Origin of the sequence: Streptomyces sp. NPDC002825 (genome assembly GCF_040295385.1) — a bacterium.
GTDB lineage: Bacteria > Actinomycetota > Actinomycetes > Streptomycetales > Streptomycetaceae > Streptomyces.
Genome location: NZ_JBEOVH010000016.1, coordinates 86585 through 105044, shown reverse-complemented (window position 1 = coordinate 105044; position 18460 = coordinate 86585). Strand labels below are relative to the sequence as shown.

Here is an 18460-nt window from a genome sequence, read left to right as displayed (position 1 = left end):
ACACGGGGCGTGGGCACTGCCCAGCACGGGCGCGGGCTCACACGGGGCGTGGGCACTGCCCAGCACGGGCGCGGGCTCACACGGGGCGTGGGCACTGCCCAGCACGGGCGCGGGCTCACACGGGGCGTGGGCACCGCCCAGCACGGGCGCGGGTCCCCACGGGCGGCGGGCGTGGGCTCGCGCGGCTTCCAGGCGACGCCGTGGCGTCAGGTGGCGTCCTGCGGGGAGACGTCCGCCGGGCCGGGGCTCAGGGACAGCGTCGTCGCCCACGCCACGCCCCCCACCGCCAGCACCGGCAGCAGCACGCGCGCGTCCGTCACCGCTATCAGCCCCGCCCCCAGCGCGATGGCCACCGCGTTCGGCGCCATGACCAGCGTGTTCGCGGTAGCCGCGACCCGCCCGACCGCCTCCGCCGGCGCCTCCCGCTGGACCGCCGTCATCACCGCGATCAGGACCCACGGCATCCCCAGGCCGATCACCGCGCTCGCGGCCAGCGCCGTCGCGTCGTACGGCAGTGCTCCCCGTACCCCCATGGCGAGGGCGAACAGCGCGAGGCCGACGGCGGCCAGGGTCCGCTCCGGGACACGGCGGAGCAGCGGGCCGGTCACGAGGCCGGCGAGGACGGAGCCCACGCCCTGGACGGCGTACAGCACCCCCGCGTACGCGGGCGCGTGCCCGAGCCCCCGGTCGACCACGGAGTAGATCGCGGCGCCGTTCACCCCGGCGAGCAGCATCGTGAACGCGCCCGTCGCCACCAGCGGCCGCAGCACCCGCGAGGCCCGGAGCAGCCGGACGCCCTCGGCGGTCTCCCGCCACCAGTTCCGGGCCTCCGGCCGGGCGGGCCGCTCCTCCCGGACGGGCATGAGCGCGAAGAGGACCGCGGCGACCGCGAAGCTCGCCGCGTCCACGAGGGCGACGGGCCCGCCCCCGTACGCGGCGAAGAGGCCCGCCGCGACCAGCGGGGCGATCAGTTTCATGGACTCGTTCGCCGTCATCCGCAGCCCGTTGAACGTGCCGCGCCGCCCCTCGTCGACCACGGACGCCACCAGCGCCTGCTCCGCCGCGTCGTGGACGGAGCCCTGCGCCCCGTACAGGACGAGGACCGCGAAGAGCAGCCACACCCGGTCCGCCGACTCCACCCACAGCAGGACCGGCAGCAGGGCCGCCATCGCCAGGTTCAGGACGACGAGCAGCGGCCTGCGCCGCACCCGGTCTGCGAGCGTGCCGAGCAGCGGCCCGAGGAGCACGGGCGCCCAGAGGGCGAAGGAGGCCAGGGCCGCCAGACTGTCGGAGCCGGTGAGGGACTTGACCCAGATTCCGGAGACGAGCCACATCGCCACCGTGCCGAATCCGGACACGACGACACCTGTCAGATACAAAGACCAACGCATGGCCGAAGGCTGTCGTCTGAGGCGGGCCGGCCGGATCGGTCAGTTGCCCTAGATCACGTCCCCCGAGATCGCGCGCAGTGCCTTACGCGCCGCCGCGCACAGCTCGTCGTCGTCCGGTACGGACCGCCAGCTGCCGTGCTCCACCGGCCGTTCGTCCGCGTCGAGGAAGGCACGGAGCGCGGGTACGGCGGGTGCGGCCGCCGGGCCGATGCCGCCGAGCAGCCGGACCGTCTCGGTGACCGCCCGGGTGACGCCTCCGCTTGTGTACGGCTCGATCGCCGCCACCAGCACCGGCACGACCTCCTCGGACCGCCCGGTGATCCGCCACAGAGCCTCGCCGACCCGCACCGGCACCCATCCCGCCGCCTCGGCGCGCAGCAGCTCCCGCAGCCGGCCGGTGTACGGGGCGCCGGCCGGGCCCAGTTCGCCGAGCACGATCGCCGTGTGGTCGTTCCCGTACGGCTCGTCGAGCCGGGGCAGGTACAGGGCGAGCGCGGGCCCGCGGTCGCCGGTGAGCCTGCCGTACGCACGGGCCAGGGCCCGCGGCGCGAAGGCCTGCCCCTCGGGCGGGGCGTCGATCAGGGCCCGCAGCCGGTCCCGGTCCACGACCGCGGCCGCCTCCGGGCCGATCTCGGCGAGCGCGTCGGCCGCCCACACGGCCGCGTCGGTCTCCAGGAGGGCGCACAGCTCGGGGATCGCGGGCGCGGCCGCCGGGCCCCAGGGCGTCAGGGACTGGCACAGCGCCCGCGCCTCGTCGACCGACCGGGCGTCCCGCAGCCGGGCCCGGAGCGGAGGAAGGAGCACGCGCGCGTGGGCGACCAGCGGGCCGAGCGTCTCACTGAGGCTCAGCTCGTGGGTCCACCAGCCCGCGGAGTGGACCGAGAAGTACGCGAAGCCCGGCCGTTCCCCGGTGAGGCGGCGGGCCAGCGGGTCGGCGCAGCGCGGGTCGCCGGTCCGGGACAGCGCCCACAGGGCGCTGTCCCGCGCGGGGAGGTACGACTCGCCCTCGTCGGTGACCATGGCGGCGAGCCGGTCCGCCCACGGCAGGGCGGCGGTCCCGCACATGCCGAGGACCCGGGCGGCGAAGAGCCGGTTGTCGGGCTCGGGGTCGTCGAGCCGTTCCGCCACGGCGGACAGCAGCAGCGGCAGGGCCGAGCGGCGGCGGCTCAGCTCCCCGGCGACCGCCTCCAGGGCCTCGTGGCGCGTCGACGCGGCCGGGTTGCGCAGCAGCCCGGCGAGGTGACCGGCCCGCTCCGCGAGGTCCCCGCCGAGCAGCTCCACCGCATCGGGAACCCGGTACCCGCCGAGGTCACCGCCCGCGAGGACCTCGGCCACCACGCGCGCGTGGTTCCCGCCTTCGGACCCGGAGGCCCGCAGGGCGGCCACGGCCCGCAGCCGCTCCCCGGGGCCGGCGTCCGGGGCCGTCAGTCCGAGGAGCCGGGCGTGCGTCGCCGCCCGCTCCCGGTCCGCGTGGCGGGCCAGGACGCCGGTCGCGGCCACGAGGGCGCCCAGGACCTCCGGCACGCTCTCCCCGGCATGCCGCGCCCACAGGGCGGCGAGGGCCTGGTCGGCCCGCCCGTGGGCCTCTTCGAGGGCGCTGACGGTGGCCGTCCTCACCTCGGGCTCGGGGTCGTCGAGCAGCGGCAGCAGGCCGGGGACCGCCGTGTTCCAGGCCTCGGCCCAGCCGGGCGCGATCCAGCGGGGCTCGACCCGGTTGCCCTCGGCGGCGACGCAGGCGACCAGATCGACGAGGTCGATCCGTACCGCCGCCGTGACGGAGGGGTCGGTGGCGGCGCGGACGAGGAACGGGAGGGCGGCCACGGAGGCGGACGCGACCCAGCCGCCCTGGTGGTGCAGGTTCACGAGGAGCGTGTCGGCCGCGTCGGCGGCCTCGTCCGGCCGGAACAGGGCGCGGAGCAGGTCCGGGACGTCCGCCGCCGGTCCGTACGCGTGACGGTGGGACGCCCAGTCGATGTCGTCGAGCCCGGCGAGCGGGTCGGTCCCCTCCAGGAGGCGGTCGTTCATGCCGGCACCGCCGCCGCCCGCTTCTCGTACCGCAGCGCGACCCCCGTGACCACCGCGCCGAGCCCCTCCCACAGGCCCACGCCGATGAAGCCGGCAGGGGCGCGGCCCGTGACGACCGCGAGGGTGAAGACGGTGCAGGTCAGCAGCCGGAACGGGACCGTCCAGCGGAAGAAGGCCTTCCAGTCGGCGAGGGCGGCCAGGACGTAGTAGACGCCCATGTTGAGCGCCGCCATCGAGGAGGCCGTCAGGAAGACCAGGGTGTGGTCCCCGTCCGCGCGCCCGCCCTCGGGCACCGGCTCGAAGCCCATGACGGTGAGCAGGGCGTCCGGGGCGACCAGGCCCACCACCCCCAGGACGGCCGCGAGCACGCCGAAGACCGCCATGGTCCAGCCGGACAGGGAACGGGGCAGGCGCACGGCGGTCCTCCGTGGGACGGGAGCGGGGCACGCCCCACGACGCGCACGCGGGACGGATGCAGGGGCACACCCCACGATTCGAATGCGCACTCGGATCGTGGGACGTGCCCCTGCATATCGTGTGGCGGGGCCCGACGGCCAATCGGCCCCCGCCCCCTGTCACTTCAGCGCCGCCTCCATCATCTTCCGGGCCACCGGGGCCGCCAGGCCGTTGCCGCTGACCTCGGAGCGGGCCGCGCCCGAGTCCTCGATCATCACCGCGACCGCGACCTGCTTCCCGGTCGACGCGTCCTTGGCGTACGAGGTGAACCAGGCGTACGGCGTCTTGCTGTTGTTCTCGCCGTGCTGCGCGGTGCCGGTCTTGCCGCCGACCTCGGCGCCGTCCACGGCCGCGTTGCTGCCGGTGCCCTCCTCCACGACCGTCACCATCGCGCTGCGCAGCTGCTCGGCGGTCGAGGAGGAGACGATCCGCTCGGTGTCCCCGTCCTCGTACGAGGTCAGCGCGTCGCCGTCGGAGTCGACGACCTGCGAGACCATGTGCGGGGCGGCGAGCAGACCGTCGTTGGCGATCACCGCCGACACCATCGCCATCTGCAGCGGGGTGGCGGTCACGTCGAACTGGCCGATGCCGGTCAGCGCCGTCTGCGCCTTGTCCATGCCCGAGGGGTACACGCTCGCGTAGGCGCGGACCGGGACGTCCAGCTCGGCGTCGTTGAAGCCGAACTTCTCCGCCATCGCCTTCACCTTGTCCTGCCCCAGATCGGCGGCCATCTTGGCGAAGACGTTGTTGCAGGAGTACTGGAGCGCGGTGCGGATCGTGGCGTTCTCGCAGGGCGCGGAGGCGTTCTCGTTCCTCAGCACCGTCCGGGTGCCCGGCAGGGTGTACGGGTCGGGGCTCTTCGTCGCCGTGTCCACGGAGCCGTACAGACCGTCCTCCAGGGCGGCGGCCGCGACGACCAGCTTGAAGGTGGAGCCGGGCGGGAGCGGCTGCCGCAGCGCGCGGTTCACCAGCGGCTTGTCCTCGTCGGTGGTCAGCTCCTTCCAGACGTCGCCGTCGTTCGTCCCCGCGATCTTCGACGGGTCGTAGGACGGGGTGGAGACCATCGCGAGGATCCGGCCGGTCGCCGGGTCGATCGCGACGGCCGCGCCCTTCTTGCTCCCGAGCGCCCGGTAGGCGGCCTTCTGCACGTCCGGGTCGATCGTGGTGACGACCGTGCCCGGCTCCTGCTGCTTGCGGGTCACGGCGTCCAGGGGGTTCTTCAGCCGGTCGTCGGTGCCGTCGAGGACATGCGAGTAGATGCCCTCCAGCTGGGTCGCGCCGTACGCCTGCGAGCTGTAGCCGGTGACCGCCGCGTACAGCTCGCCGTCCGTGTACGTGCGCTTGTACGCGAGATCCGAGCCCTCCGTCCTCTTCGAGCCGGTGACCGGGGAGCCGGCCACGACGATGTTCCCGAGCGGCTGCGCGTACTGCGCGATGGTCTTCCGCCGGTTCTTCGAGTCGTCCGCGAGCGCCTTGCCTTCGTACGCCTGCACCCAGGTGGCCCGCCCGAGGAGGGCGAGCACCAGGATCAGGACGAAGACCGACGTGTGCCTGATCGTCTTGTTCATCGCACTTCAGGGGACGAACGGGCCGGTCCCGGACGTTCCGGATGTGGCCCGTTTCTCAGCGAACCTTCATGTCCGAGCGCCGTGTGATCATGTGGTGGCCCTGGCGAGGGCCACGACGTACACGGGGAGGAGCCTGCGTGACTGCGGGTGGGGAGCGGGACGGTTCGTCCGTGCCGGACGAGGTGTGGGAGGAGTTCCTGCGGACCTCCGTCGAGGGCGCGGGCGACGCGCCCAAGGAGCCGTCCGCGCGGGACCGTGAGGCCGCGGCACCGACGCCGTGGCGCGCGCACTCGCCTGCCGCGCGGCCCGCGCGGCCCGCGCGGCCCGGGCGGCCTCGGCGGAGGAAGGGCTGGTACGTGGCGGGCCTCGTGGCCTCGCTCGCGCTGCTGGTCGTGGCCGTGGACCCGGGCGGCATCGTCGGCTGGTCCGGCGACGGGGACACGTCCGGGAAGCCCCTCGCGCAGGAGTCGGCGCGGCCCGACCAGGCGCCGCCCGCCGAGCCGGGCGGCCGGCCCACCCTCGACGAGCCGTTCCGGGGCTCCCCGGCGGCCCGCTGGGCGGCCGGCACGGCCGGCATCACCGTCCCCGACGCGAAGGCGACCGGCTGGATGACGAAGCCGGAGGTCGAGCGGGCGCTCACCCGGACCCGCGACTTCCTCGCCGCGTCCGGCCTGGACCCGGCGGTGCTGCGGGGCGGACGACCGGACAGGGCGATCGCCCTGATGAACCCCCACCAGAAGGACGTCACGGCCCTCGTGACGGCCTCGCTTCGCACCCCGGACAAGGACCACGACCCGCTGCTGCTCTTCAGCCGCTTCGACCCGGCGCAGGCGCGGCCGGTCGGGGACGTGGTGAAGACCCGCGGCCGGCTGAGCTTCCGGGAGGGGAGGCTCGGGGCCCTGGAGGTGACCGCCGACGTCACGTACGTGTACCCGGTCGCGCCGGCCGGGGGCGGTGACGAGGTGGTGCGGGTGATCGTGCGGCGGGAGACGGTGGTGAGCTGGGACGATCCGTCGAAGGTGGTGACGGAGAAGGGGACGTTCAGCCTGCTGTCGTACAAGACGGACATGACGAACGGGGGCTGCGGCGACGCGACCGGGTACTTCCGGCCGGAGTTCGGGGGCGGTGGGGTTGCCGGGACGTCCGGCGAGACGGTCGACCCGTACGACCGCACGTCCCCCATCGCCGAAACCCGCCCCGACTGCGCCACGGCAACCCGCTCGTAACCAGACGCCCCCGCCCGTGTGGGCAATCGTCCCGCAGGGCGGGACGGGTGGGCACACGGGACGGCGCCCTCAGCGGCGCCTCCGCGTTCCGCGCCCTGACCCGCACCAGCAGTGCACTGTGCATGGGGTGCGGGTTCAGGCTCGGGAGCCTCTGGCGCCGGCAAGGGCGCCGTTCCGTTGTGCCCACCCGTTCCGCCCCGGCGGAACGCATGCCCACAACGGGCGTGGGCGCCGTCCCGTTGCGGGTGGGCACCGCCCCGGCGGAAGGCGTGCCCACGACGGCGTGGCCCGGGACCGGTCAGGTTGTTCGTGTGAAGCCTGATTCGTACGCCAGGATCACCGCCTGCGTCCGATCCCGCGCCCCCAGCTTCGACAGCACCGCCGCCACATGCGTCTTCACCGTCGCCGGGCCGACCCCCATGCGGGAGGCGATCTCCGCGTTCGTGAGGCCCGTCGTCACCAGGCGGAGCACCTCCGCCTCCCGTTCGGTGAGCCGCGCCACCCACGGCGGCGCCTCCGGCCGGCGGCGGGCGTGTTCGGCGGCCAGGCCCCGTACCGCCGCCGGGTAGAGCAGCGAATCGCTGCGCGCGACGAGGCGGACCGCGCCCACCAGGTCCTCCGCGGCCGCCCGCTTCAGCAGGAACCCGGCCGCGCCGACGCGCAGCGCCTCGTACACGTACGCGTCGTTCTCGAAGGTCGTCACGACCACGACCCGCGGCGGCTCGGCCATCCCGGCGAGGATCTGCTCGGTGGCCCGGATCCCGTCGATCTCCGGCATCCGCACGTCCATGAGGACGACGTCCGGCCGCTCCGCCCGCACCACCGACACCGCCTCGGCGCCCGTGGCCGCCTCGCCGACGACCTCGATCCCCGGCTCCGCGTCCAGGATGACCCGGAGGGCGGTGCGGACCATCCGCTCGTCGTCGGCGAGGACGACCCGGATCGGGGCGGTCACCGGGGGATCCTGACCGCGAGGCGCCAGACGGCGCCCGCCGGGCCCGCCTCGGCGGTGCCACCGAGCAGCCGGGCCCGCTCGGCGATGCCGCGCAGGCCGCGCCCTCCGTCGGGCCGGGTGACCGGAGGCCGGTCGGGCAGGGGGTTCTCCATGCTGATCTCCAACTCCTCGGTACGGGCGTCGAGCCGTACGGTGACGGGCGCGCCGCCCGCGTGCCGGGCCGCGTTCGTCAGCCCTTCCTGGACGATCCGGTACGCCTCCCGGGACAGCGCCTCCGGCACGGATCCCAGCGCGCCGTCCACCGTCAGAGCGACCCGCGGCCCGGCGCCCCGCACCAGGGCGTCCAGGGCGTCGAGCCCCGGGCCCACGCCCTCCTCGACCTCCCCGCCACGGCGCAGCAGGCCGAGGACCCAGTCGAGTTCTCCGACCGTGCGCCGGGTGGTCTCCTCGATCGCGGTCAGCGCCTCCCGTACGAACTCCAGGTCGGCCGCCTCTCCGTCCAGGACCCGGCGGACCGCGCCCGCCTGCAGGGTGACGGCGCTCAGGGCGTGGCCGACGGAGTCGTGCAGTTCGCGGGCGAGCCGGTTGCGGGACTCGGCCTCGGCGGCCCGCCGTTCGGCCGCCGCGAGCCGGTCCGCCGGGCTCGGCCCGAGCAGCCGGGGCGCCTGCCGGGCGAGCAGCGCCCCGGTCGCGGCGGCGACGGCGGCGAGCGCGAGCAGCATCCCGAGGCCGGCGGGGAGCGCGGCCCACACCCACCCGTGCCGGTCGAGCCCCCAGAACCGGCCGAGTTCGGACTCCCGGAGCCCCGGCGAGAACGGCAGCGCCATCACCGCGACCGCGAACGGCGGCAGGGCCAGCGTCGCCCCGCTGATCAGCGCCCCGGCGCCCAGGTGCAGCGTGAACCAGCCGGCCGTCCGGGCCCTGGCCTCCCGGCCGCGCGCCGGACCGTCCGCGAACCGCTCCGCCGCCACCCCGCACAGCGCCCGCGCCGCCGCCACCGACATCGGGCGGGCCAGCGGGAAGAGCGCGACGACCGCGGCGAGCGGCAGGCCCACCGCGTACGCCCCGAACTGCACCCCGAGGCCGCCGGTGAAGAGGCCGCCGTCGTCGAGGAACGGCCCCATGACGAGGGTGCCGACCATCCAGAAGGGCATGAACAGCGCGCCGCCCAGGATCAGATGGAGCCAGCGCAGCCTGGCCCGCTGCCCGAACAGGGCCCTCACCGGTCTCACGCGCCGGCGCTCCGCCGCCGCAGGAACAGTGCCACGCACGCGGCGAGAAGGAACCCGGTGATCATGTCGCCAGCGTAGGACAGCTGTACGAGCCCGGGGACCTGCTTGGCCGGATCCGGATCCGGCAGCAGCGCGACCAGCGACAGATAGGCGCCCCAGCAGCCCGCGGCGCCCGAGGCCGTCCAGGTCAGGGCGAGCGTCGTGCGGACCCGGAGCCGGGTGGGCCGGCGCAGCACCAGGAAGAGGGTGAAGGCGACGGCGACGGCGAGGAAGCCGAACCGCTGGGCCTCCAGGACGTAGTCGTCGGAGTCGCGTTCGGCGATCAGCCGGGCGGACAGGCCCGTCGTCGAACCGGTGGCCCACAGCAGATGGAGCGTGGCGGGCACGAGCGCGACGACCGCGCCGGCCACGGCGAGGGCCCGCGCCCCGGGCCCGGAGGTGCGGGCGGAGAGGTCGTCGAGCCGGCCCTGCCACAGATGGCCCCAGCGGTCCCGGGCGTACAGGGTGAAGAGGGTGCCGAGGGCGAGGCCCTGGAGGATGAAGCCGCCGTAGACGACGCCGAAGACCCACTCGTCCAGGAACGGTTCGGCGGGCGCGGCGGCCTTCTCGTCGCCGCTGAGAAGGGCGACCGCGAGCTGCCCCGGGTAGCCGGTCATGATCGGCGCGAGCAGCCCGGTCGCCGCCCACATGGGCAGGGCGAGCAGCCAGGCGGGGAAGCGGCGGCCCCAGGCCTGGGTGAGCAGCAGGGCGAGGACGACGACGAGGACGTCGGCGACCACCGAGACCGCGTTGACGGCCGCCATCAGCTCCCGGCGTTCCAGGAGCACGCTCCCGGCCGGGATGCCGAGCTCGCTGCCCGCCACCCAGGCGACCTTGAGCGAGATGTACGGGAGGCAGGCGAGGATCGCGGTGGCGCGCAGCGCCCGGCGGGCGGCGCTCGGGCGGCGGTCGGCGGCGGGCGCCGGGGCGGTGAGGGACGGGGTCTCTGTCATGGGCTCCACGCTCCCGTGCGGGCCCGCCCCGCCACCTCCTGCCCGGCGGTGATCCACCTCCGCCGCACGGGGGAGGCCGCCTCCGACCCGTACCCCCGCGCCTCCGACCCGTACTCCCGCGCCTCCGACCCGTACTCCCGCGCCTCCGACCCGTACTCCCGCGCCTCCGACCCGTACTCCCGCGCCTCCGACCCGTACCCGCGCGTCTCCGACCCGTACCCGCGCGTCTCCGACCCGTCCCCCCCCCGCCCGCCGGGCCGAATTGACCCGTCGAATCAGGGTCGGATTGCACCCCCATCCGCGGTCAATGAGCTCCTAATCTGGTGATCATGACCGAGATCGCGCCCTTCGCCCCGCTCCTCACCCGCGCCGCCACCGCCGAGACCACCGCCGACCCGAGCAGCGTGATGACCCTCCTCGCCGACTCCGGCACGACCGGCGGGCAGCTCACCAGCTACCGCTCCTCGTTCGCGAAGGGCGCGGTCGGCGCCCCGGCGCACTTCCACACCAGGGCGTCCGAGATGTTCTTCGTGCTCGGCGGCTCGCTCCAGGTCCTGGTCGGCGAGGAGCTGACCGTCCTGGACCAGGGCGACTTCCTCCTCGTCCCGCCGCACACCCCGCACGCCTTCGCGGCGGCGCCCGGCGCCGAGGCCGACGTCCTGTTCGTCTTCACGCCCGGCATGGCCCGCTTCGACTACCTGCGGCTCCTCGGCCGCGTCATGCGGGGCGAGGCGAGCTTCGAGGAGATCAAGGACTCCTCCGAGCAGTACGACAACCACTACGTCGACAGCCCGGTGTGGCAGCGGGCCCTCGCCGACCGCGCCTGACCGTCAGAGGCGCCGGGTCGCCAGGGTCAGCCGGTCCCGCGCGTCGAACAGCGCGTCCTTGATCATCTGCTCATGGGCCGGGGTGAGCCGCGCCACCGGCACCGAGCAGCTGATCGCGTCCCGCGCCGGGGTCCGGTAGGGGATCGCGACGCCGAAGCAGCGCAGCCCCAGGGTGTTCTCCTCGCGGTCCACCGAGTAGCCCTGCTCGCGGATGACGTGCAGCTCCTCGATGAGCTTCTCGCGGTCGGTGATCGTGTGCTCGGTCAGCGCCGGCAGCGTCTCCGGGAGCAGCTTGCGCACCTGCTCGTCGCTGTGGGTGGCGAGCAGCGCCTTGCCGAGCGAGGTCGAGTGCGCGGGCAGCCGGCGGCCGACCCGGGTGAACGGCCGTAGATAGTGCTGGGACTGACGGGTCGCCAGGTACACCACGTTGGTGCCGTCGAGGCGCGCCAGGTGGATGGTCTCGGTGGTGTCGTCGGAGAGCCGGTCCAGGGTGGGCCGGGAGGCGGCCACCACCTCGTCGCCGTCGATGTACGAGGTGCCGACGAGCAGTGCCCGCACCCCGATCCCGTACCGCGTGCCCGTCGCGTCCGTCTCCACCCAGCCCAGCTCGACGAGGGTGCGCAGCAGCATGTACAGGCTGGACTTGGGGTAGCCGACGGCCTCCTGGACGGCGGCGAGCGAGTGCATCCCGGGGCGTCCCGCGAAGTACTCGAGCAGTTCCACGGTCCGCACCGCGGACTTCACCTGCGCCCCACCCGCGTCGGCAGTCGCCATGGCCCTCGCCCCTTTTCCGTTGTCCGGCCGCCCACCGGCCACCCCGGCCGAACGGGGCCCTTGTGGAGACGGCCGGGCCGTCAATAGAGTCCCGCCCAGATGCGTTCATCTACGGGAACTGTGTTCAGAATAGCGAACAGGGGCGTGGCGGTGGCGGCAGAACCAGTGTGGAGTGTGGACCCCCGGACGGGGAAGCCGCGCGAGCAGGTTGCGGTGGAGGCCACAGCGGAGGAGGTCGACCGAGCCGTCCGGGCCGCGCACGCCGCCCGCGAGGCCCTGGCCGACCGGACGGTGCGGGCCGCCTTCCTCCGTACCGCCGCCGACCTCCTCGACGCCTCCGGCGAGCACGTCGTCGAGGCGGCCGACGCCGAGACGGCCCTCGGGCCCGTCCGCCTCACCGGCGAACTCGCCCGCACCACCGCCCAGTTGCGGGCCTTCGCGGAGGTCGTCGAGGACGGCTGGTTCCTCGACGTCCGGATCGACCTCCCCGATCCCGAGGCCACCCCGCCGCGGCCCGACATGCGCCGCTGGAAGATCCCGCTCGGCGTCGTCGCCGTCTACGCCGCCAGCAACTTCCCGCTCGCCTTCTCCGTCCCCGGCGGCGACACCGCGAGCGCCCTCGCGGCCGGCTGCCCCGTGGTGATCAAGGCCCACCCCGACCACCCGGCCACCTCGGAGCTCTGCGCCTCCCTGCTGCGCCGCGCCGCCGCCAAGGCCGGACTGCCCGAGGACGTCGTCGTCCTCGTCCACGGCTTCGACGCCGGCGTCGAACTCGTCCGCCACCCGCTCGTCACCGCGGCCGGCTTCACCGGCTCGATCCGCGGCGGCCGGGCCCTCTTCGACGCGGCCGTCGCCCGGCCCGTCCCCATCCCCTTCCACGGCGAACTCGGCTCCCTCAACCCGGTCGTGGTCACCGAGGCCGCCGCCGCCGAGCGCGCCGAGGAGATCGGCGCCGGGCTCGCCGGCTCCATGACCCTGGGCGCCGGCCAGTTCTGCACCAAGCCCGGCTTCGTCCTCGCCCCCCGCGGAGAGGACGGCGACCGCTTCCTCGACGCCCTCACCGCCGCCGTCAGCGAGACCGAACCGGCCGTCATGCTCGACCACCGGATGCGGGACGCCTTCGTCGCCGGCGTCGCCGAGCGCGCCGCGCTCACCGGCGTCGACACCCCCGTCACCCCCGGCGCGGGCGGCGCCCACACCGTCAGCGCCGGCGTCCTCGCCGTCGACGCCGCCGCGCTCGCCGACGGCGGCCACCACCTCCTCCTGGAGGAGTGCTTCGGACCGGTCACCGTCGTCGCCCGCTACTCCACCCGGGAGGAGGTGACCGCCGTCCTCGGCCTGCTGCCCGGCAACCTCACCGCCTCCCTCCACATCGCCGAGGAGGACGAGGCCGCCGCCCCGCTGCTCGCCGAGCTCACCCCGCTGGCCGGCCGCGTCCTCGTCAACGGCTGGCCCACCGGCGTCGCCGTCGCCCCCGCCCAGCACCACGGCGGCCCCTACCCGGCCACCACCTCCACCTCCACCTCGGTCGGCGCGACCGCGATCGAGCGCTGGCTGCGCCCGGTCACCTACCAGTCGACGCCCCAGCACCTCCTCCCGCCGGAACTCCGCGACGGCAACCCGCTGGGAGTGCCCCGGCGTTAGGAACCGACCCGCACCACGATCTTCCCGACGTGCGCGTTCGTCTCCATCAGACGATGGGCGTCGGTGATCCGCTCCAGACCGTCGAAGGTCTCGGCGATCACCGGCGCCAGGGAGCCGTCCCGCAGCCCCGAGCCGATGAACCCCGCCGCGAGCCGGCGCCCCTCCTCGGTCCTGGCCAGCGCCCCGTTCGCGTACGCGTGCGTGGTCAGCGGCCAGTTCCGCGACAGCTCGACCGGCCGCGGGTCCAGCCAGCCGTACAGGACGGCGGAACCACCGGTCCGCAGCGCGTCCCCGAGCCGGGCGAAGCCGGGCCCGCCGATCGCGTCGAACGCCAGGTCCGCGCCCCTCCCGCCGGTGATCCGCCGCACCTCGTCGACCAGGTCCTCGGTGTCGGTGGTGACCACATGCGCCGCCCCGAGTGCGAGGAGCCGCTTCCGCTTTCCCTCGCCGCGTGTGGTGGCGATCGGTACGGCCCCGACCCGCAGCGCCGTCTGGACCGCGGCCGTCCCCACCCCGCTCGACGCGCCCGTGATCACCACGTGGTCGCCGGGGCGCAGCCCGCCGGTCACGACCATCCCGCCGTACGCGGTGAAGTAGCTCAGCCACACGGCCGCCGCCGTCACCGCGTCCACGCCCTCCGGCCGGGCCACCACGTACTCCTCCGGGAGCACCACCCGCTCCGCGTACACGCCGTACGTCCCGAACTCGAAGTTGGCCGCCGCCATCACCGGATCGCCCGGGGCGTACGCGGTGACCCCCGCGCCCACCGCCTCGACCACGCCCGCCGCCTCGTAACCGAGCCGCGAACCCGGCAGCGTCGCCGGGTAGTAGTAGGTGCCGGCGCGGAACAGCGCCTCGGCGCGGTTGAGTCCGATCGCCTCGACCCGGATCAGCACCTCCCCGGGACCGGGGTCCGGCAGCGGCACCTCCTCGACGGTCAGCACCTCGGGGCCGCCGAGCTCGTGGAACAGAACTGCCTTCGTCGTCATGCCCGTTGTCGTCATGGCCTCGACGTTAGGAGTCGCGAGGAAGACGATCCATGTCCCTTCGACTCCCTCTCATGTCCGATCGTCTCGCGCGCTACCGTTCGGGTCATGGACGTACTGAGCGATGCCATCGCCGCCATGCGCACCGGGCTCCCGCACTCCTCCCGCACCGTCCGGCTCGCCCCCTGGGGCGTCCGCTACCCGTCGAGCGACAGCGCCGGATTCCACGTCGTCCTCCAGGGCACCGCCTGGCTGCTGCCCCCGGACGACGCCGCACCCGTCCGGCTCGGCCCCGGCGACGTCGTCCTCTTCGCCCACGGCACCGGCCACGGCCTCGCCGACGATCCCCGCACCCCGCTCGTCGACGTCCTCCCGGCCCCCGACGGCTCCTGGCCCACCCGGCCCGACCGGGGGCCCGTCGGCACCGAGGAGATCGTGCTGCTCTGCGGCGCCTACCGGCTGAGCAGGGCCCGCGCCCACCCCCTGCTGACCGACCTGCCGCCGTTCGTCCACGTCCCCGCGCGCATCGGCTCCCATCCCCGGCTGCGCGCCGCCGTCGACCTGCTCGGCGCCGAACTCGCCGAACCCCAGCCGGGATCCGACGCGATCGTCCCCGCCCTCCTCGACACGCTGCTCCTGTACCTGCTGCGCACCTGGTGGCTCACCGAGCGCGGCGACCGCTCCACCGGCTGGTCGGCCGCGCTCAGCGACCCGGCCGTCGCGGGCGCCCTGCGGGCCCTCCACGGCGACCCCGCCCGGGCGTGGACGGTCGAGGAGCTCGGCGCGCTCGGGGGCCTCTCGCGCGCCGCGTTCGCCCGCCGCTTCACCGCCCTCGTGGGACGGCCGCCCCTCGCGTACCTCACCTGGTGGCGGATGACCACGGCGGGCCGCCTCCTCCGCTCCGACGACCTGCCCCTCCGCGCGGTCGCCGAACGTTCCGGTTACTCCTCGGAGTTCGCCTTCGCCAAGGCCTTCAAGCGGGAGTACGGGGTGGCGCCGGGGCAGTACCGGAAGGGGGCCTAGGCCCGTACCGGAAGGGGGTCCAGACCCGTACCGGAAGGGCGCTCAGTGCCCGGCCGCCCGCCGCTCACGGCGCGGCAGCCGCAGCGAGACCAGGGTCGTGACCGTGAGCAGCCCGGCGCTGATCAGGAGGCTCGTGCGCAGCGCGCCCGCCATGTCCTGGGCCGCGAGCGAGCCGAAGACCGCGATGGCGAGCGCGCCCGCCGTCTGCCGGATCGCGTTCAGGAGGCCCGCCGCCGTGCCCGCCCGCTCCGCCGGGACGGCCTCCATCATCGCCGCGATCAGCGGCGGCAGGGAGAACCCGGCGCCCAGCGCGAGCGGTACCAGGAGCAGGGCCTGCGCCACCCGCGAGGAGTCCGCGTCCACGGTGAGCAGACCGAGGAGCCCGGCCACCGCGACCGTCTGGCCCACGACGATCGGCAGCCGCGCCCCGTACCGCGCGGCCACCCGCGCCGACAGGATGTTCACCCCGGCGAGCAGTCCCGTCATCGGCAGGAACATCAGCCCCGCGCCGAGCGCCGAGAGCCCGAGGACCTGCTGGAAGAAGAGGCCGAACACGAAGACCATGCCGTAGAACGCCACGCTGTTCGCCGAACCGGCCGCCACCGCCACCGCGACCGTCGTGTTCCGGAACAGCCCGAGCGGCACCATCGGATGCCGCCGCCGCGCCTCGATCAGCAGGAACGCGGCGAAGGACACCACCGCGACCCCCAGCGCCCACCAGGCCTCCGCGCCGCCCTCGATCGCGGCGAAGGTCAGCGCCCCGAGCGCCGCCATCGCCGTCAGCTGCCCCGGCAGGTCGAGCGGGGCGGGCCGGCGCTCCGAGCGGGCGACCCGGGTCAGCAGGGCGAGCGCGAGGAGCCCCAGGGGCAGGTTGATGAAGAAGATCCCGCGCCAGCTCCAGGCCGTGGTCAGCGCCCCGCCCGCGACGGGGCCGAGGGCCACCGCGACCGTGCCGCCCGCCGCCCACAGCGACACCGCACGGGCCCGCCGCGCCGGATCGCCGTAGGCCTCCCGTACGAGGGCGAGGGAGGCGGGCAGCATCACGGCCGCCGCCGCGCCCTGCACCGTCCGGGCGGCCAGGAGCCCGGGGGGGCCGGGGGCCAGACCGCAGGCGGCCGAGGCGAGGGTGAAGACGACGACCCCCGCTCCGTACGCCCGGCTCGCGCCGACCCGGTCGGCGAGGGCCCCGCTGGAGAGCAGCAGCGCCGCGAAGGCCAGCGTGTACGAGTCGACCACCCATTGCAGACCCGTCATCCCGGCGCGCAGGTCGGCGCCGATCGCGGGCAGGGCGACGTTCACGACGGAGGTGTCGAGGGTGATGAGGGCGAAGCCGAGCATGGCGGCGGCGAGGGCGGGCCCGGGGGAGGCGCCGGGGGCTTCGCGACGGACAACGGGGGCCTTGGAGAGGACTGTTGAGGACATGCGCCCAGCTTCGTGAGGTGCGGGCCCGTACAGTAGTGGCTGGAATGCCATACGACCGGAGGTTCTGGCCATGTCGTCGACGACACCCGCGCCCGGTACGTCTGCCGGGTCCCCCGGCTCCCGACTGCGGCGCGTCGCCGTGATCGCGGCACCGCCCGTCTCGATGTTCAACCTGGCCATCCCCGAGATGCTCTTCGGCAAGGTCGAGGTCGACGGCGGACCCGGGTACGAGACGGTCATCTGCGCGCCCGACCCCGGGCCCGTCACCACCACCGGCGGCCTCGACCTGGTCGTCCCGCGCGGACTCGAAGCCGTCGAGGGGGCCGACACGGTGATCCTCGCGGGCAGCGGGGCGTACGAGGACCCCGACCCGCGCGTCCTCGACGTCCTGCGCGCCTCCGCCGACGGCGGCAAGCGGATCGCCTCCATCTGCACCGGCGCCTTCGCGCTCGCCGAGGCCGGACTGCTCGACGGCCGGGCGGCGACGACGTACTGGGCGTACCGTCCGCTGCTCGCCTCCCGGCACCCGGCCGTCGACCTCCAGGACGACGTCCTCTTCGTCCAGGACGGTCCCGTGCTCACCTCCTCCGGGTACGCGGCGGGCATCGACCTCTGCCTGCACGTCATCCGCACCGACCACGGCGCCGCCGTCGCCAACGCCGTCGCCCGGCTCGCCCTGGTCGCGCCCGTCCGGCCCGGCGGGCAGACCCAGTTCACCCAGACCCCGCTGCCGCCCGAGCGGGGGGTCTCCTTCGCCGACACGCGCGCGTGGGCGATGGAGCACCTCGACGAGCCCCTCGGCCTCACCGACCTCGCCCGGCACGCCGGCGTCTCGGTCCGCACGCTCTCCCGCCGCTTCCACGCCGAGACCGGCGTCAGCCCCCTCCAGTGGCTGCTCCACCAGCGCGTCGAGCGGGCGAAGGAACTCCTGGAGGCCACCTCACTCCCCATGGACCAGCTGGCCCGCGCGAGCGGCCTCGGCACGGCGGACTCACTCCGCCAGCACCTGCTGCGCCGCACGGGGCTCACCCCGAGCGCGTACCGGGCCTCCTTCAACCGCCTGCCGAGCTCCGGTACGCGCTGACGGCCGGGTGCTCCGGCTCACACCGGGGCCGGAAACGGAATGAACCGGGCCGACGGGCGCGTTCCCCAGGGCGTACACACCCCCGTACACCCCACCGGCAACCCCTCGGAGAGAAGTCACATGCGCGTCGAGATCTGGAGCGACATCGCCTGTCCCTGGTGCTACATCGGCAAGGCCCGCTTCGAGAAGGGGCTCGCGGCCTTCGCCCACCGCGACGACGTCGAGGTCGTGCACCGCTCCTTCGAGCTCGATCCGCACCGCGCCAAGGGCGACACCGGTCCGGTCCTGGAGATGCTGGCGAAGAAGTACGGCCGCACCCTCGACGAGGCCCGCGCCATGGAGGCGCACGTCGCGTCGAACGCGCACTCCGAGGGCCTCGCGTACCTGACGGACGGCCGCGACCACGGCAACACCTTCGACATCCACCGGCTGCTGCACCTCGCGAAGGAGCGCGGCCGCCAGAACGAGCTCCTGGACCTGGCCTACCGGGCCAATTTCGCCGAGGAGCGCTCGGTCTTCGACGCCGAGACGCTGGTGGCCCTCGGTGTGGAGGCCGGTCTCGACGAGGCCGAGGTCCGTGCGGTCCTCGCCGACGAGACCGCCTACGCCGAGGCCGTACGGGAGGACGAGCGCGAGGCCGCCGAACTCGGCGCCAACGGTGTGCCGTTCTTCGTCCTGGACCGCCGCTACGGGGTCTCCGGCGGCCAGCCCGCCGAGGTCTTCACCCAGGCCCTGGAGCAGGCCTGGCAGGGCCGCGTCCTCCAGCCGGTCGGCACCGACGCGGAGGTCTGCGGCCCGGACGGCACGTGCGAGGTCCCGCAGGCCTGACGCCCGTCCCCGCAGGGCGGGCCGGAC

Annotated in this window: 16 protein-coding genes; 6 read left to right on the top strand and 10 right to left on the bottom strand. The window is 74.9% G+C overall.

The window, feature by feature from the left end:
* Nucleotides 1-206: 206 nt before the first annotated feature.
* The 4 genes from ABT041_RS21565 to ABT041_RS21550 all read right to left on the bottom strand — a co-directional run bounded on the left by ABT041_RS21565 (nucleotide 207) and on the right by ABT041_RS21550 (nucleotide 5440).
* Nucleotides 207-1391, bottom strand: a complete 1185-nt coding sequence (locus ABT041_RS21565; RefSeq protein WP_351186748.1) for an MFS transporter — start codon at nucleotides 1389-1391, stop codon at nucleotides 207-209.
* Between the two features lie 48 nt (nucleotides 1392-1439).
* Nucleotides 1440-3416, bottom strand: coding sequence for a hypothetical protein (locus ABT041_RS21560; protein WP_351186746.1), 1977 nt, complete (start codon nucleotides 3414-3416; stop codon nucleotides 1440-1442).
* Nucleotides 3413-3799 carry a hypothetical protein gene (locus tag ABT041_RS21555; protein WP_351186875.1) on the bottom strand — a complete coding sequence of 129 codons (387 nt, stop codon included), beginning with the start codon at nucleotides 3797-3799 and terminating at the stop codon, nucleotides 3413-3415. The genes ABT041_RS21560 and ABT041_RS21555 overlap by 4 nt, the downstream gene beginning before the upstream one ends.
* Before the next feature lie 192 nt (nucleotides 3800-3991).
* The gene (locus ABT041_RS21550; protein WP_351186745.1) at nucleotides 3992-5440 is read right to left on the bottom strand and encodes a peptidoglycan D,D-transpeptidase FtsI family protein; all 1449 of its coding nucleotides are present in this window, start codon (nucleotides 5438-5440) and stop codon (nucleotides 3992-3994) included.
* A gap of 137 nt (nucleotides 5441-5577) precedes the next feature.
* Between ABT041_RS21550 and ABT041_RS21545 the strand changes: the two genes are divergently transcribed.
* Nucleotides 5578-6666, top strand: coding sequence for a hypothetical protein (locus ABT041_RS21545; protein WP_351186743.1), 1089 nt, complete (start codon nucleotides 5578-5580; stop codon nucleotides 6664-6666).
* Between the two features lie 298 nt (nucleotides 6667-6964).
* On the opposite strand, the gene ABT041_RS21540 is transcribed toward ABT041_RS21545, so the two are convergent.
* Genes ABT041_RS21540 through ABT041_RS21530 form a run of 3 tightly spaced genes read right to left on the bottom strand, consistent with a single transcriptional unit; the run spans nucleotide 6965 to nucleotide 9845 of the window.
* Nucleotides 6965-7579, bottom strand: coding sequence for a response regulator (locus ABT041_RS21540; RefSeq protein ID WP_502976569.1), 615 nt, complete (start codon nucleotides 7577-7579; stop codon nucleotides 6965-6967).
* A gap of 38 nt (nucleotides 7580-7617) precedes the next feature.
* Nucleotides 7618-8853, bottom strand: coding sequence for a sensor histidine kinase (locus ABT041_RS21535; RefSeq protein WP_351186741.1), 1236 nt, complete (start codon nucleotides 8851-8853; stop codon nucleotides 7618-7620).
* A complete protein-coding gene (locus tag ABT041_RS21530) occupies nucleotides 8850-9845 on the bottom strand; it encodes a hypothetical protein (protein WP_351186739.1) in 996 nt (331 codons plus the stop codon). Before ABT041_RS21530 ends, ABT041_RS21535 begins: the two co-directional genes overlap by 4 nt.
* Before the next feature lie 329 nt (nucleotides 9846-10174).
* On the opposite strand from ABT041_RS21530, the gene ABT041_RS21525 reads away from it, so the two are divergent.
* A complete protein-coding gene (locus ABT041_RS21525; protein ID WP_351186737.1) occupies nucleotides 10175-10672 on the top strand; it encodes a cupin domain-containing protein in 498 nt (165 codons plus the stop codon).
* Nucleotides 10673-10675: 3 nt separating this feature from the next.
* On the opposite strand, the gene ABT041_RS21520 is transcribed toward ABT041_RS21525, so the two are convergent.
* The gene (locus ABT041_RS21520; RefSeq protein ID WP_030691616.1) at nucleotides 10676-11446 is read right to left on the bottom strand and encodes an IclR family transcriptional regulator; all 771 of its coding nucleotides are present in this window, start codon (nucleotides 11444-11446) and stop codon (nucleotides 10676-10678) included.
* A gap of 150 nt (nucleotides 11447-11596) precedes the next feature.
* Between ABT041_RS21520 and ABT041_RS21515 the strand changes: the two genes are divergently transcribed.
* Nucleotides 11597-13090 carry an aldehyde dehydrogenase (NADP(+)) gene (locus ABT041_RS21515; protein WP_351186735.1) on the top strand — a complete coding sequence of 498 codons (1494 nt, stop codon included), beginning with the start codon at nucleotides 11597-11599 and terminating at the stop codon, nucleotides 13088-13090.
* Here ABT041_RS21515 and ABT041_RS21510 read toward each other — a convergent pair.
* The gene (locus tag ABT041_RS21510) at nucleotides 13087-14094 is read right to left on the bottom strand and encodes a zinc-dependent alcohol dehydrogenase family protein (RefSeq protein WP_351186733.1); all 1008 of its coding nucleotides are present in this window, start codon (nucleotides 14092-14094) and stop codon (nucleotides 13087-13089) included. The genes ABT041_RS21515 and ABT041_RS21510 overlap by 4 nt on opposite strands.
* 90 nt (nucleotides 14095-14184) lie before the next feature.
* On the opposite strand from ABT041_RS21510, the gene ABT041_RS21505 reads away from it, so the two are divergent.
* On the top strand, nucleotides 14185-15099 hold the full coding sequence (locus ABT041_RS21505; protein ID WP_351186731.1) for an AraC family transcriptional regulator: 915 nt from the start codon (nucleotides 14185-14187) through the stop codon (nucleotides 15097-15099).
* 42 nt (nucleotides 15100-15141) lie between these two features.
* On the opposite strand, the gene ABT041_RS21500 is transcribed toward ABT041_RS21505, so the two are convergent.
* Nucleotides 15142-16521: an MFS transporter gene (locus tag ABT041_RS21500; protein WP_351186729.1), complete on the bottom strand. Its 1380-nt coding sequence runs from the start codon at nucleotides 16519-16521 to the stop codon at nucleotides 15142-15144.
* Between the two features lie 70 nt (nucleotides 16522-16591).
* Between ABT041_RS21500 and ABT041_RS21495 the strand changes: the two genes are divergently transcribed.
* Together ABT041_RS21495 and ABT041_RS21490 are read left to right on the top strand one after the other, a co-directional pair.
* On the top strand, nucleotides 16592-17605 hold the full coding sequence (locus tag ABT041_RS21495; RefSeq protein WP_351186727.1) for a GlxA family transcriptional regulator: 1014 nt from the start codon (nucleotides 16592-16594) through the stop codon (nucleotides 17603-17605).
* A 120-nt stretch (nucleotides 17606-17725) separates the two neighbouring features.
* On the top strand, nucleotides 17726-18433 hold the full coding sequence (locus tag ABT041_RS21490; RefSeq protein ID WP_351186725.1) for a DsbA family oxidoreductase: 708 nt from the start codon (nucleotides 17726-17728) through the stop codon (nucleotides 18431-18433).
* Nucleotides 18434-18460 lie beyond the last annotated feature (27 nt).